The organism is Rhizobium sp. BK008 (assembly GCF_014197345.1).
Classification (GTDB): domain Bacteria; phylum Pseudomonadota; class Alphaproteobacteria; order Rhizobiales; family Rhizobiaceae; genus Rhizobium; species Rhizobium anhuiense.
The window spans coordinates 70455-85323 of sequence record NZ_JACIFK010000011.1 but is presented as its reverse complement, the minus strand read 5'-3'; the positions used below and the strand labels follow the sequence as shown (position 1 = coordinate 85323).

The 14869-nt window shown below is 62.0% G+C and carries 13 protein-coding genes; 9 read left to right on the top strand and 4 right to left on the bottom strand.

Annotated features, from left to right (window positions below; genetic code table 11):
- Positions 1 to 37: 37 nt before the first annotated feature.
- From FHT69_RS30860 to FHT69_RS30845, 4 genes are all read left to right on the top strand, one after another.
- A complete protein-coding gene (locus tag FHT69_RS30860; RefSeq protein ID WP_097544474.1) occupies positions 38 to 2392 on the top strand; it encodes a transglycosylase domain-containing protein in 2355 nt (784 codons plus the stop codon).
- A gap of 282 nt (positions 2393 to 2674) precedes the next feature.
- Positions 2675 to 4591 carry a molecular chaperone DnaK gene (gene dnaK, locus FHT69_RS30855; RefSeq protein ID WP_028755682.1) on the top strand — a complete coding sequence of 639 codons (1917 nt, stop codon included), beginning with the start codon at positions 2675 to 2677 and terminating at the stop codon, positions 4589 to 4591.
- Between the two features lie 85 nt (positions 4592 to 4676).
- Positions 4677 to 5804 carry a molecular chaperone DnaJ gene (gene dnaJ / locus FHT69_RS30850; protein WP_028755681.1) on the top strand — a complete coding sequence of 376 codons (1128 nt, stop codon included), beginning with the start codon at positions 4677 to 4679 and terminating at the stop codon, positions 5802 to 5804.
- A gap of 448 nt (positions 5805 to 6252) precedes the next feature.
- Entirely contained in the window at positions 6253 to 6453 is a 201-nt protein-coding gene (locus FHT69_RS30845) for a hypothetical protein (protein ID WP_003544370.1), read from the top strand.
- 146 nt (positions 6454 to 6599) lie between these two features.
- Here FHT69_RS30845 and FHT69_RS30840 read toward each other — a convergent pair whose 3' ends face one another.
- A complete protein-coding gene (locus FHT69_RS30840) occupies positions 6600 to 6965 on the bottom strand; it encodes a helix-turn-helix domain-containing protein (RefSeq protein ID WP_028755680.1) in 366 nt (121 codons plus the stop codon).
- A 472-nt stretch (positions 6966 to 7437) separates the two neighbouring features.
- Here FHT69_RS30840 and recF point away from each other — a divergent pair, with 472 nt between their 5' ends.
- From recF to FHT69_RS30825, 3 genes are read left to right on the top strand one after another with little or no spacing between them, the layout of a single operon-like run.
- Complete coding sequence (gene recF / locus FHT69_RS30835) at positions 7438 to 8562, top strand: DNA replication/repair protein RecF (protein ID WP_028755679.1); 1125 nt, start codon at positions 7438 to 7440, stop codon at positions 8560 to 8562.
- Positions 8559 to 9383, top strand: coding sequence for a molybdopterin-synthase adenylyltransferase MoeB (locus FHT69_RS30830; protein ID WP_132573923.1), 825 nt, complete (start codon positions 8559 to 8561; stop codon positions 9381 to 9383). The genes recF and FHT69_RS30830 overlap by 4 nt, the downstream gene beginning before the upstream one ends.
- Positions 9380 to 9868, top strand: a complete 489-nt coding sequence (locus FHT69_RS30825) for a GNAT family N-acetyltransferase (RefSeq protein ID WP_028755677.1) — start codon at positions 9380 to 9382, stop codon at positions 9866 to 9868. Before FHT69_RS30830 ends, FHT69_RS30825 begins: the two co-directional genes overlap by 4 nt.
- Before the next feature lie 15 nt (positions 9869 to 9883).
- Here the strand turns inward: FHT69_RS30825 and FHT69_RS30820 are convergent, their stop codons facing one another.
- Positions 9884 to 10885 carry a 2-hydroxyacid dehydrogenase gene (locus tag FHT69_RS30820; protein ID WP_097544477.1) on the bottom strand — a complete coding sequence of 334 codons (1002 nt, stop codon included), beginning with the start codon at positions 10883 to 10885 and terminating at the stop codon, positions 9884 to 9886.
- 185 nt (positions 10886 to 11070) lie between these two features.
- Here FHT69_RS30820 and FHT69_RS30815 point away from each other — a divergent pair, with 185 nt between their 5' ends.
- Positions 11071 to 11610, top strand: coding sequence for an SH3 domain-containing protein (locus FHT69_RS30815; protein ID WP_028755675.1), 540 nt, complete (start codon positions 11071 to 11073; stop codon positions 11608 to 11610).
- Here FHT69_RS30815 and FHT69_RS30810 read toward each other — a convergent pair.
- Positions 11603 to 12595, bottom strand: coding sequence for an adenosine kinase (locus tag FHT69_RS30810; protein WP_028755674.1), 993 nt, complete (start codon positions 12593 to 12595; stop codon positions 11603 to 11605). The genes FHT69_RS30815 and FHT69_RS30810 overlap by 8 nt on opposite strands.
- Positions 12596 to 13109: 514 nt before the next feature.
- On the opposite strand from FHT69_RS30810, the gene FHT69_RS30805 reads away from it, so the two are divergent.
- Positions 13110 to 14057, top strand: coding sequence for an AEC family transporter (locus FHT69_RS30805; protein ID WP_028755673.1), 948 nt, complete (start codon positions 13110 to 13112; stop codon positions 14055 to 14057).
- A 133-nt stretch (positions 14058 to 14190) separates the two neighbouring features.
- On the opposite strand, the gene FHT69_RS30800 is transcribed toward FHT69_RS30805, so the two are convergent.
- Positions 14191 to 14754, bottom strand: a complete 564-nt coding sequence (locus tag FHT69_RS30800; RefSeq protein ID WP_028755672.1) for a c-type cytochrome — start codon at positions 14752 to 14754, stop codon at positions 14191 to 14193.
- Positions 14755 to 14869: the final 115 nt, after the last annotated feature.

Below are 14869 nucleotides of genomic sequence, written 5' to 3'. Positions count from 1 at the left end.
AGCTTCGCGATCGAACATGGGGTATGACCGGTCCGCGATGGCAGGCAGAGGCAGATCAGGCGACAGAATAGAACCGTCCTTCAGCGGCCGCCCGGCACGCGACGATGACGAATTTTCGCTCGATGCCGACGATCGCATCGCCGGCAGCCGATCCCAGCGCCGCGGCGGTTCAAAACCGCCGCCGCAGCGTGCCGCCCCCCGGCGGCGGCGCGAGCCGCGGGAGCGTGACGGCGGCGGCCTTTTCGGTTTCATGCGCCGCGTGATCTACTGGTGCGTCGTGCTTTTCATCTGGGCCGGCATCGGCGTTGCCGGGCTGGTGGTTTATTATGGCTCGCGCATGCCGAGCGCCAGCACATGGGCGATCCCGGAACGGCCGCCGAACGTCAAGATCACCGCCGTCGACGGCAGCGTCATCGCCAATCGCGGCGCCACCGGCGGCGAGGCGCTGTCGCTCGAAAACATGTCGCCCTATATTCCGGAAGCCGTCATCGCCATCGAGGATCGGCGTTTCTATTCGCATTTCGGCGTCGATCCGCTCGGCCTCGGCCGGGCTGTAGTGACCAACTTCACGGCCGGCCACATGGTGCAGGGTGGCTCGACACTGACACAACAGCTTGCCAAGAACCTCTTCCTCTCCCCTGAGAGGACGCTGGAACGCAAGGTGCAGGAGGTGCTGCTCTCGCTCTGGCTGGAGCAGAAATACACCAAGGACCAGATCCTTGCGATGTATCTCAACCGGGTGTTCTTCGGATCGAACGCCTATGGCGTGGAGGCGGCCTCGCGCCGCTATTTCAACAAATCGGCGCGTGACGTGAACCTCGGCGAGGCCGCGGTGCTGGCCGGCCTGCTCAAGGCGCCGTCGCGGCTTTCGCCAGCCCGCGATGCGGAAGCGGCGAATGCACGCGCGCAGCTTGTGCTCGCGGCAATGCGCGAACAGGGCTTCATCACCGATTCCGAAGTCAAGACCGCGATGTCGCAGACCCCGGCTTCGGCCAAGAGTTACTGGTCGGGCGCCGGGCACTATGTCGCCGACATGGTGATGGACGAGCTGCCGGGCCTGATAGGCGACGTCAAGGAAGACGTCATCGTCGATACGACGATCGACAAATCGCTGGAAAAGAAGGCCGAGCAATCGCTGGTCGACGTGCTCGACAAGGAGGGCGGCAAGCTCGACGCCTCGCAGGCGGCCCTCGTCTCGATCGACGGCACCGGCGCGATCCGGGCGCTGGTCGGCGGCAGGGACTATGCGACGAGCCAGTTCAACCGCGCCGTCAAGGCGAAGCGCCAGCCGGGTTCCTCGTTCAAGCCCTTCGTCTATGCCGCCGCACTCGAGAAAGGGCTGACGCCCTACTCGGTGTTCAACGACGCGCCGATCCGGATCGGCGACTGGACACCGGAAAATTATGAGAAGAAATACAATGGCGAAGTGACGCTGGCGACCGCCCTTGCCAAGTCGCTGAACACGGTGGCCGCCCAACTGGTGATGTATGACGGGCCGGATCAGGTGATCAAGCTTGCCCACCGGCTCGGCATCGAAAGCGAACTGCAGCCGAACGCCTCGATCGCGCTCGGCACGTCCGAAGTGTCGCTGATGGAACTCACTGCCTCCTATGCCGCCTTCATGAACGGCGGCTACAAGGCGACGCCGCACGTCATCCGCCGGGTGACGACCGCCGAGGGCAAGGTTCTGTACGAAAATACCTATGACAGCCCGCCGCGCGTGCTCTCCGAGCAGATCGTCGCCGAGATGGATGCAATGATGATGGGCGTCATAGACAACGGCACCGGCAAGAGCGCCAAGATCCCCGGCTGGCAGGCCGCCGGAAAGACCGGCACGACGCAGAATTCGCGCGACGCGCTCTTCGTCGGCTTCACCAGCAACCTCACCACCGGCGTCTGGTTCGGCAATGACGACGGCAAGCCGATGAAGAAGGTGACCGGCGGCGGCTTGCCCGCAAAGGCCTGGAAGGAATTCATGATCGCCGCCCACAAAGGTCTTTCGCCGGCGCCGCTCTTCGGCAACGGCCAGTTGACTGCCGATCCGAACAGTGGTCAGCCGATGGCACAGACGGCCCCCGGTGATGGACAAGGGGGTAGTGCACAGTCGGGCGGCGGGCAACCGATGACGGCGGAGGCGCCGCCGTCGACGATCGGCGGCATCATTTCCGGCGTCTTCGGCGGCAACGACAATGCAAACCGCTATCCGCAAGCGCCTGCCCGGCAGCCGGCGGCGCCCTCCGGCAACGGCCCGGTTCCGCCTGCGGACATTGCCGAAGGCGGCGGTTCCGGCTATGAGGGCATGGTGCCGCCGGGCGATGTCGGCGGGCCGCAGACGACCTCTTCCGTGCAACCGCGGCGCACGACGCTGCTCGATCTGATCATGGGCCAGTGAGATCCTTTGCTGCATGCCCGGCGCAAGGCCGATGCTCTAGATATCGACCGCTTTGCGGACATGAGGCAAGCTCTTTCCCGGCGACTGTCAAAATTGAATGCAACACATTCGTTTTGCCGGATTCCGGGCCATTTCTCGCCTTGCAGTCCAGAAAACCGCTCCTTATATACGCCGCATCACCGCAATCACGATTGCGTAATCTTAAGTAGACCCATCCCGTAAGGGGCTGTCAGGGAAATGCCTTCTCGGGGTTCCGACAGCTTGCTTCAAGGAGAGAATGACATGGCAAAAGTAATTGGTATCGACCTTGGAACGACAAATTCCTGCGTCGCAGTCATGGACGGCAAGGACGCCAAGGTTATCGAGAATGCGGAAGGTGCACGCACGACCCCTTCCATGGTGGCATTTTCCGATGATGGCGAACGCCTCGTCGGCCAGCCGGCCAAGCGCCAGGCAGTCACCAACCCGACGAACACGCTCTTTGCGGTCAAGCGCCTGATCGGCCGCCGCTACGAAGATCCGACCGTCGAGAAGGACAAGCACCTCGTTCCCTTCACCATCGTCAAGGGCGACAATGGCGATGCCTGGGTCGAAGCCAATGGCAAGGGCTATTCGCCCGCACAGATTTCCGCGATGATCCTTCAGAAGATGAAGGAAACCGCCGAATCCTATCTCGGCGAAAAGGTCGAAAAGGCCGTCATCACCGTTCCCGCCTACTTCAACGACGCGCAGCGCCAGGCAACCAAGGATGCCGGCCGCATCGCCGGTCTTGAAGTCCTGCGCATCATCAACGAGCCGACCGCTGCAGCCCTCGCCTACGGCCTCGACAAGAAGGACGGCAAGACCATCGCTGTCTACGACCTTGGCGGCGGCACCTTCGATATTTCGATCCTTGAGATCGGCGACGGCGTCTTCGAAGTGAAGTCCACCAACGGCGATACCTTCCTCGGCGGTGAAGACTTCGACATGCGTCTCGTCGAATATCTCGTCGCCGAGTTCAAGAAGGACAACGGCATCGACCTGAAGAACGACAAGCTTGCCCTGCAGCGCCTCAAGGAAGCTGCCGAAAAGGCTAAGATCGAGCTGTCGTCCTCGCAGCAGACCGAAATCAACCTGCCGTTCATCACCGCCGACGCCTCCGGTCCGAAGCATCTGACGCTGAAGCTGACCCGCGCCAAGCTCGAAAGCCTGGTCGACGATCTCGTCCAGCGCACCATCGCGCCGTGCAAGGCAGCCCTCAAGGATGCCGGCGTTACCGCCGCCGAAATCGACGAAGTGGTTCTCGTCGGCGGTATGAGCCGCATGCCGAAGGTCCAGGAAGTCGTCAAGCAGCTGTTCGGCAAGGAGCCGCACAAGGGCGTCAACCCGGATGAAGTCGTGGCGCTTGGCGCCGCCATCCAGGCCGGCGTTCTGCAGGGCGACGTCAAGGACGTGCTGCTCCTCGACGTGACGCCGCTGTCGCTCGGCATCGAAACGCTCGGCGGTGTCTTCACCCGTCTGATCGAACGCAACACGACGATCCCGACGAAGAAGAGCCAGACCTTCTCGACCGCCGAAGACAACCAGCAGGCCGTCACCATCCGCGTTTCGCAGGGCGAGCGCGAAATGGCCGCCGACAACAAGCTGCTCGGCCAGTTCGACCTCGTCGGTCTGCCGCCGTCGCCGCGCGGCATGCCGCAGATCGAAGTCACCTTCGACATCGACGCCAACGGCATCGTGCAGGTTTCGGCCAAGGACAAGGGCACCGGCAAGGAACAGCAGATCCGCATCCAGGCTTCCGGCGGCCTTTCCGACGCCGACATCGAGAAGATGGTCAAGGATGCTGAAGCCCATGCCACCGAGGACAAGAAGCGCCGCGAGGCCGTCGAAGCCCGGAACCAGGCCGAAAGCCTGATCCATTCGACAGAAAAGTCGCTGAAGGATTACGGCGACAAGGTTTCCGAGGCCGACCGCACCGCGATCTCGGATGCGATCGCCGCGCTGAAGACGGCTTCGGAAGCCTCCGAGCCGGATGCCGACGACATCAAGGCCAAGACCCAGACGCTGATGGAAGTGTCGATGAAGCTCGGCCAGGCGATCTATGAAGCACAGCAGGCCGAAGGCGGCGCTGCCGGCGATGCCTCCGCGGAAGGCGGCGACAATGTCGTCGATGCCGACTACGAGGAAATCAAGGACGACGACCGCAAGAAGTCCGCGTAATCCGCGACGGCGTGGTTATGCTTCAACACCTGATCCGGCTGCTCACCATGGCAGCCGGAAATCCATTTCCGGGGTTTAATCCTTAATGGCAAAAGCGGACTATTACGAAACTCTGGGTGTAGCCAAGACGGCGGACGAGAAAGAGCTGAAGAGCGCCTTCCGCAAACTGGCGATGAAATTCCATCCGGACAAGAACCCGGATGACAAGGACGCCGAACGCAAGTTCAAGGAAATCAACGAAGCCTACGAGATGCTCAAGGACCCGCAGAAGCGGGCGGCCTATGACCGTTATGGCCATGCGGCCTTCGAGCAGGGCGGCATGGGCGGCGGTGGCGGCGGATTTGCCGGCGGCGGCTTCTCCGACATTTTCGAGGATATCTTCGGCGAGATGATGGGTGGAGGGCGCGCGCGCCAGCGCTCGTCGGGCGGCCGCGAGCGCGGCGCCGATCTTCGCTACAACATGGAAATAACGCTGGAAGAATCTTTCTCCGGCAAGACGGCGCAGATCCGCGTTCCCACGTCGATCACCTGCGACGTCTGTTCGGGCTCTGGCGCCAAGCCCGGCACACAGCCGAAGAACTGCGGCACCTGCCAGGGATCGGGACGCGTGCGCGCGGCCCAGGGCTTCTTCTCGATCGAGCGGACCTGCCCGACCTGCCACGGCCGCGGCCAGATCATTCCCGACCCCTGCCCGAAGTGCCATGGCCAGGGCCGGGTGACGGAAGAGCGTTCGCTCTCGGTCAACATTCCCGCCGGCATCGAGGACGGTACGCGCATCCGCCTGCAGGGCGAAGGCGAAGCCGGCGCCCGCGGCGGACCGGCCGGTGACCTCTATATCTTCCTGTCCGTCAAACCGCATGAATTCTACCAGCGCGACGGAGCCGATCTCTATTGCGCCGTTCCGATCTCGATGACGACGGCCGCGCTCGGCGGCACCTTCGACGTGGCGACGCTCGACGGCACCAAGTCGCGCGTGAGCGTGCCCGAGGGCACGCAGGCCGGCAAACAGTTCCGCCTCAAGGGCAAGGGCATGCCGGTGCTGCGTTCGGCACAGACGGGCGACCTCTACATCCAGATCCAGATCGAGACACCGCAGAAGCTCACCAAGCGCCAGCGCGAACTGCTTCAGGAATTCGAGCAGCTTTCCTCCAAGGAGAACAATCCTGAATCGACGGGCTTCTTTGCCCGGATGAAGGAATTCTTCGAGGGCTGAGCGGCGATCGACACGCCTATCTCTAAAGCCGGGGACGGAAACGTCTCCGGCTTTTTGTTGCGCGAGTCCCAATTTGCGACATTCGCCGCTCGTGCCGGGAAATCTGTTCCAGAACGACACGGCGGCGCGAGGGAAGACGACTTGCATTAACGCAGCCAGATGATGCCGCTTGCAAGTTTTCCAAATGAATTCAGTCTCTGCCGTCAGCGCACAACACCGAAAACCGGAAGCGATATTCGGAAGAGACGATGCCCAGGTTCGAAGCGATAGAGCATCCTTTGCTCGACGCGACGTGCTTTAGAGCAATTGCAGCAAAAGTGCGCAGCGGTTTTGCCAGGCAAAGCGTGAAACGCTTTTGCCGGGAATAAACAAAAAGATAGAGCATTTCCGTGAATCGGAGAAAAACGGAAATGCTCTAGTGGGAACAACCAAACCAAGGGTATCGACCATGGCGCCAGCCTTTTCCTCTCAGTCCGAAGACGTCGACGTTCTCGCCGGCGCCATCTACACATGGTGCGCCGAGCGCAATATCAAGCTTCGCAGCCAGCAGGGCCTTTCGATCGCCAGCATCGCGATCGACCTCTATCATGCCGGCCACCAGACGCAGGACGACCTGCTGATGGCGCTGCACGAATGCGAGATTCACTAAAACGCGATATCGAACCTCATTCAGGTGACCTGCTTCCAGTCTCTGTCCTGATGCACGCCGTTCCCCAACCGCTGCACAGCCATATCTATCCGGACATAATTCAGGCCCGGAACAGATCGTGCTTTTCGGTGAGCCGGCGGCAGGGATCAGACGGCGGTTTCTGCCGCTTCGCCTGTCATGAGGGTGACAATGGTCTTGACCGCTTCCTTGCCTGCCGGTGAGCTCAGCTTGTCGTAGCTCAGCGCAAGCGCATAGGCGTCGGGGCTGAGTTCGATACGGCTGCCGAATTGCGATATGCCGGCTCCCTCGAAAAGAGCAGAGATATCGACATCGAGAAAAACCGCGATCTGATGCAGCTTGCTGGCGGAAACGCGGTTCGTCCCCTTTTCGTATTTCTGGATCTGCTGGAAAGTCAGTCCGAGTGCTTCGCCAAGCTCGAGCTGGGAAACACGGCGAAGAGCGCGAAACTGTCTTACGTTGCGACCAACGATAATATCAACCGGATCTGGCACTTCATCACTCTCTGATACGTAAACGGTTCGTTTACCATATCGTTTTCACGGGATAACTCAACCCTACAGTTGCAAATTTCAACCGACTTTTTTTGGACCTTACGTTACGTCAGTGGCCTCAAGGGAATGCGGCAAAAGCCCGAATATCTGGCGCTTGACGACATTGAGCGTGACCGTCGACGGTATCGGTCCAGCGATATGGGATCATCCTCTCTCAGGTTGTATTTTTAGCTGATTAGAGGGCGGCATGCTGACCGTTACATCGGAAGGATGCCGGACGCCAGGACCTCGGTCACGGGATCTGCCGGAAAATATGCCCCCGCGGTATTTCGCGCCCTGAACTTATCCCCATGTGGCCCCCAAGCCTCGCTGCGACACCACCAGGGCACGCGATCCACGGCCGTCAAGCTGTCAGCCTTGCCATCAACGCCGCTTAGGCTTAGCTGTCACGCTTCACGATTCCGGACATTCAATGCCGCACAAGGTTTCTCTTTCCCGTCTGAAGCTGACCGACTTCCGCAATTATGCGGCGGCGGCCCTTACCCTTGACGGTCGACACGCCGTGCTCACGGGAGACAACGGCGCCGGCAAGACCAATCTCATGGAGGCCGTCTCGCTGCTTTCGCCCGGCCGCGGTCTGCGCCGCGCCGCCTATGGCGATATAACCCGGGTCGGCGCGGCCGGCGGCTTTTCGATCTTCGCCGCACTCGACGGCATGGAGGGCGACGTCGAGATCGGCACCGGCATCGAAACAGGCGAGGAGACCACCACCCGCAGGCTGCGCATCAACGGCACCCCGGCAAAGACTGCCGACGAGTTGACCGACCACCTGCGCCTTCTCTGGTTGACGCCGGCGATGGACGGCCTCTTTACCGGCGCCTCTTCCGACCGGCGCCGTTTTCTCGACCGGCTGGTGCTGTCGCTCGATCCCGCCCATGGCCGCCGCGCCAGCGATTTCGAGCGCGCCATGCGCAGCCGCAACAAATTGCTGGACGAGGGCCGCTTCGATCCCTCCTGGCTCGCCGGCATCGAGGAGCAAATGGCAAGCCTCGGCATCGCCATGGCGCTCGCCCGCCAGGAGATGCTCGGCCTGCTGACCCGGCTGATCGAAGAAACGCGGGAGACTTCGCCCTTCCCTTCGGCATCGCTGCAGCTCTCGGGCTTCATGGACGGACAATTTTCGCGCCCCTCGGTCGACCTCGAGGACGATTACGCGGCGATGCTGGCAGAGAGCCGCTATCGCGATGCCGGCGCAGGGCGCACGCTCGAGGGGCCGCACCGGGCCGATCTCATCGTGCATCACCGCGAAAAGGCGATGGAGGCGGAGCGTTGTTCCACCGGCGAGCAGAAAGCATTGCTTGTCGGCCTGGTGCTTGCGCATGCGCGCCTCGTCGGCAATCTCACCGGCCATGCACCGATCCTGCTGCTGGACGAAATCGCAGCGCATCTCGACGAGAATAGACGCGCGGCGCTGTTCGATCTCATCGACGGGCTCGGCGGCCAGGCCTTCATGACCGGAACGGATCGCTCGATGTTTTCGGCGCTGGGCGACAGGGCGCAGTTTTTCACGGTGGCGGAGGGACGGGTGTTCGAATGACCGAGGCAGCTTTTCCCGACGTCGGCCGTCATGATAACATCGGTGCCATGGAACCGCTCAGCCCGGACGAAATCGCCCGTTATCACCGCCACATCCTGCTCCCCGAGATCGGGGGCGCCGGCCAGCAGAAACTGAAAGCCGCCCGCGTGCTGGTGATCGGCGCCGGCGGCCTCGGCGCGCCGATCCTGCAATATCTGGCCGCAGCCGGCGTCGGCACGCTCGGTATCGTCGACGACGACCGGGTGTCGCTCTCCAACCTGCAGCGCCAGGTGATCCATGATTCCGGAACGATCGGCGAGTTGAAGACGGAGAGTGCTGCCTTCGCCATCGCCCGGCTCAATCCGCATGTCCGGCTGATCCGCTTCGAGGAACGCTTTTCCCCGGAGGCCGCCCGCCGTCAGCTCTCCGGCTTCGATCTGCTGATCGACGGCTCCGACAATTTCGACACGCGTTATGCCGCCGCCGATGCGGCCGAGGAAGCGCGCATTCCGCTCGTCACCGGCGCCGTCGGCCGTTTCGACGGTTCGCTGACGGTTCTCAAGCCCTATGAGAGTACCGAGGACGGAACACTCTACCCTTGTTATCGTGACCTCTTTCCGGAAGCGCCGCCGGCGGGGCTCATTCCTGCCTGCGCCGAGGCCGGCATCATCGGCGCGCTGACCGGCGTCATCGGCACGATGATGGCGATGGAAGCGATCAAGCTCATCACCGGCACCGGCGAACCACTGGTCGGACGGCTGCTGCTCTACGACGCGCTCTCGGCCCGCTTCGACACGGTCCGCTACAGAAGACGCCGCACGCGGGAGAGGCAGACCGGATGACAATCGTCCCTCTCGACCAGAGCTTCACGCGCTGGGACGAACTGCTCGCGCTCATCCTCGCCGCCTTCGCTTCCATGAACGGCAGGATCGACCCGCCATCCTCGGCGCTCAAGCTCACGACCGAGTCACTGGCCGAAAAGGCCAGGGCCGAGATCGGCCATGTCGCCATCGACGGCGAAAAGCTGATCGGCTGCCTCTTCCTGCGGCCGGAGGCCGATTGTCTCTATGTCGGCAAACTCGCCGTTCTGCCCGAAGCGCAGGGAAAGGGCATTGGCAAGCGGCTGCTGACGATTGCCGAGGAAACGGCCGCATCGCTCGACCTTCCCGCCTTGCGGCTGGAAACGCGGATCGAGCTCACGGAAAATCATACCGTCTTTGCCGCCTGGGGATTTTCCAGAACCGCCGAGAAAGCGCATCCCGGCTTTGCCCGGACGACGTTCATCGAGATGCGCAAGGCCATTGCGCCGACGATTCGCCCCGTCTAAATCAAATGCACGGCTTCAACGCCCCGGCAGCACCCGATTGGGCGGCCTGTGACCGTCGATGAAGGTGCGGATATTGATGATGACCTTGTCGCCCATATCGATGCGGCCTTCGATCGTCGCCGAACTCATATGCGGCAGCAGCACGACCTTGCCCTCATTGGCGAGTTTGACGAGCTTCGGGTTGACGGCAGGCTCGTTTTCGAAGACGTCGAGGCCGGCGCCGGCAATCCGGCCCTCCCTGAGGCATTTGATCAGCGCAGCCTCATCGACCACGTCGCCGCGCGCGGTGTTGACGAGATAGGCCGTCGGCTGCAGCAGCGCCAGACGGCGCGCCGAAATCAGGTGGAAGGTCGCCGGCGTCGACGGACAATTGATCGAAACGATGTCGACGCGGGCGAGCATCTGGTCGAGGCTTTCCCAATAGGTCGCCTCCAACTCGTCCTCGACGGCTGGATTGACGCGTTTGCGGTTGTGATAGTGGATCGACAGGCCGAACGACTTGGCGCGGCGGGCCACCGCCGTACCGATGCGGCCCATGCCGACGATGCCGATGCGCTTGCCGTGAATGCGCCGGCCGAGCATCCAGGTGGGAGACCAGCCGGCCCATTCGCCCGGCTTGTCGGTCAGCACACGCGCGCCCTCACCAAGCCTTCTCGGAACAGCGAGAATCAGCGCCATGGTCATGTCGGCGGTGTCCTCGGTCAGGACGTTCGGCGTGTTGGTGACGGTGATGCCCTTGCGCGCCGCCGCCTCGACGTCGATGTGATCGGTGCCGTTGGAGAAGCTCGCAATCAGCTTCATCTGTGGCCCCGCCTGTTCGATCAGCGCCGCGTCGATGCGGTCGGTGACGGTCGGCACCAGCACGTCGGCGGTCTTGACCGCGGCGACAAGCTCGGGAACGGAACGCGGCGCATCGTCGATGTTCAGCTCGGCGTCGAAGAGCTCGCGCATGCGGGTTTCGACGGCATCGGGCAGCTTGCGGGTGATGTAGACCTTCGGTTTTTTCTTCGCTGTCATGGCTGGCTGTGGTGCCTTGTTCAGAGGTCTTTAACCAAGAGGGGTGATAATTTTCCCATTCCGGGCATTTTCTACCAGACCCGCACGCGAAGACAAACAAAACTCGCGGTGCAGCCGGGGAATGTCAGAGCCCGGACCGCGAGCAGGCCGGGCCTGCCCGCGAATTCGAGCAAACGGAAACCTCCATGCGCAGCAAAGTTCTGAAGTCCTGCCTCGCCCTTGCCATCGCTCTGGCTACATCCATGGGAACCGTCGAATTCGCCCATGCGCAGGCGGCCAAAGGTCCAAGCGGATTGCCATTGCCGCGTTTCGTCACCCTGAAATCCAAGCGCGTCAATCTGCGCATCGGCCCGGGAACGGATTACGCCGTCTCGTGGATGTACCTGAAATCCGGCCTGCCGGTGGAAATCATCCAGGAATACGACAACTGGCGCCGCATCCGCGATGCCGACGGGACCGAAGGCTGGGTCAACCAGTCGCTGCTATCGGGTCAGCGCGCGGCGATCGCCGCCCCCTGGATGAAGACGAAAGGCAAGGGCGTCTATGTCAATCTGCGCCGCGAGGCGCTGCCCTCCGCCTCGATCGTCGCCAAGCTGGAACCCGGCGTGATGATCACGATCGGCGAATGCAACGGCGACTGGTGCCGGGCCGAAACCGAAGGTGCCTCCGGCTGGGTGGCGCAGTCGGAGATCTGGGGCGCCTATCCCGGCGAAGCCTTTAAATAAGCCCTGCCTGTTTGGCGGCCTCGGCAAGCGAGGTCATCGGGCGCGGGCCGATCTGCTGAATGACGATGCCGGCGGCCAGGCAGCCGAGCTTGCCGCAATCCTCCAGAGAGCGCCCCTGGGTGTAGCCATAGAGGAAACCGGAGGCGAAGAGGTCGCCGGCGCCCGTCGTATCGACAACTTCCCTGATCCGGATCGCATCGACGTAAAAACGCTCGTTGCCCTTCAGGATGACGGCGCCATGCTCGCTCATCGTCACGGCAGCGATCTTGCAATCGGCGGCGATCCTGTTCAGCGCCTCCTCGAAATCATCGGTCTCGTAGAGCGACAGCGCTTCCTGGCGATTGGCGAAGACGATATCGACCTTGCCGGAGCGCATCAGATCGAGGAATTCGCCGCGGTAGCGGCCGACGCAGAAACTGTCGGACAGCGTCATCGACATTTCGCGGCCGTTTTCGTGGGCGATGCGGGCACAGTCGAGAATCGCTTCCTTGGCGCGTGGCGGATCCCAGAGATAACCTTCGAAATAGGTGACCTTGGCGTCGGCGACGACGTCGGGCTCGACGTCTTCGGGGCCGAGCTCGACGCAGGCGCCGAGATAGGTGTTCATCGAACGCTCGCCGTCCTCGGTGACGAAGATCATCGAGCGCGCCGTCGGCGGGAAAGTGCCCTTGGGCCGGGTCTGATAGTGGACGCCCTGGGCGCGGATGTCGTGGGTGAAGATGTCACCGAGCTGATCGGCGGCGACATTGCCGAAATAGGCAGCCTTGCCGCCGAGGTTAGCCACGCCCGCCGCGGTATTGCCGGCGCTGCCGCCGGAGGCTTCGAGCGCCGGTCCCATGCGCGAATATAGAAGTTCGGCGCGTTCGGCATCGATGAGGTTCATCGCCGCTTTGGTGATCTGATTGTCAATGAGGAACTGGTCGTCGCAACGGGCAATGATATCCACGATTGCGTTGCCGACTGTCAGAACATCGAATCTTGTCATGAAAAGGGAAGTCCCCGGATTTGTGATAGCCGGGGTTTGGTCTTAGCGAAATTTCCGCGGTTTGGAAGGATAAATGGGACGACGCTTCTATTTCTTCGCAAAAGTGCCGCCTATTCGTCATGTCGCTGTCATTTTCAAAATCTAGAAATACTCGCAGGAAGACCGGCATGAGCAGCTTTCAGTTGCAGCCGGGCGCACGAGGGATGACCCTTCGATCTTACCGGCGCGATGCTGACCACGGATGAACTGGCAGCTTTGTGATCCGGATATCCGGCAGGGCCGGAGCGGAAAAGCGGGCTGAGCCCGCTTTTTTTGCCTTTGGGTGCCCCGGCTGCCGGATCGGGCGGTGATGGCCTTTTCAATCCAAACAGTTTGCTGGTACTCAATAATTCCGTAAATCGATTCCGCTTTACGGAATATGCAGGAATTCAAAGTGCTGCAGTGTCCTTTGCGCATCTGAAAAGCGCGCGACGCTGTAGATGTCGGATACTCCCCGCGCAGAGCAACCTCCCTCATGTCAGCCATCATTCTCGACGTCCTTCCCATCTTCCTCCTGATTCTCATCGGCTGGGTGATCGTCCGCAGCGGCCTGATGGCATCGAATGTCGGCGATGCGCTCGGCGAATTCGTCTTCAAGATCGCCGTGCCGCTGCTGCTCTTTCGCACCATCGCCGAGGCGGATTTTCATGGCGCCTCGCCCTTCCGGCTCTGGATCGTCTATTTTTCCGGCGTCGCCATCACCTGGACGGCCGGCCATCTCGCCGCCACGCGGCTCTTCGGCCGCGACGAACGCATCGGTGTCTTGGCCGGCGTTTCCTCGGCCTTCGCCAACAATGTCTTTATCGGACTGCCGCTGGTCGAGCGTACCGTCGGCGACGAGGGGCTGGTGGCGCTGTCGATCCTGCTTGCCGTGCATCTGCCTGTCATGATGGTCGCGGGCACGGTGCTGATGGAGCATGCCGAGCGCAAGATCGACGGCAAAAGCGACCGCAGCATGATGTTCGTGCTACGCCAGATCGCCATCAATCTCGTGCGCAACCCGCTGGTGATCGGGCTTGCGGCCGGCATGGCCGTGCATCTTTCCGGTCTCACCATGCCGACGGCGGTGGCATCGGTCGTCGGGCAGATCGCCGGCATCGCCGGTCCGGCGGCGCTGATATCGCTCGGCATGGCGCTGGAGAAATACGGCGTCTCCGGCAATGTCGGCATCGCCAGCGTCACCTCGACATGCAAGCTGCTACTGCTGCCCGGTTGCGTGTGGGCGGCGAGCCATCTCCTCGGCCTCAGCCCCGAATGGACGGCAGCGATCGTGCTGACTTCCTCCGTACCGACGGGCGTCAACGCCTGGCTGATCGCCAACCGCTTCGGCGTCGGTCACAGCCTTGCCGCCTCGACTATCACGGTGACGACGGCGCTCGGCGCCATCACGGTCTCGCTCTGGGCCTATTTCCTCGGCGCCTAGAGCGGTTCAGCTTTTTTACGCGATTCCCGGCAAAACCACTTCGCGCTTTGCCTGGAATTGCTTGGCGGATCTCCGCAAAACGAAAGCCCGGCTTGCGGGCCGGGCTTCCATACCATGCGATTGTCCTGCTGCGTCACTGCGTCGCGGTTTTCGGATCCGGCAGCGGCACCGGCGAATCGGCCAGCGTGTGCAGGTAGAGGATGACGTTGGCGCGATCCTGATCCTTCGCCAGACCGGCGAAGCCCATCGCAGTGCCGGGAACGTCCTTCTTCGGCGCCAGCAGGAACTTGTTGAGATATTCGAAAGTCCACTTCTCGCTGCCGCCCTTGGAGAAATCCTTCATGGGAGCGGAATAGGCGAAGCCTTCATGCGAGGCGATCGGGCGATCTACGACACCAAAGAGGTTGGGACCGACCTTGTTCGGTCCCCCTTTGGTGCCGTCATGACAGGCCTGACACTTCTTGAAGACCGTTTCACCGGCCTTGGCATCTGCAGAAGCGAGCAATTGCGCGATCGGAACGGCAACGGCAGGCGCAGCCTCACCACCAGCGGCGGGCGCCTCTTCGGCAACGATCGCGAAACCTTCCTTTTCCGGCGCTTCGGAATGGAAGATCCCTTCGGACGCGATGGAGACAGACATCAGAACGAAAATCGTCCCGAGCAGCGCCCCCACGGCCGTATTGACGTATGAATTCATCTGCAATGCTCCCCTTGCAGCCGGCAGACCATAAACCGGACCATCTTGAAATCGCGCGGAACCTATGTCTTTTGGTGGATCGTTGCAACTGTCTAAATGGTCTTGTGCGTGAGAC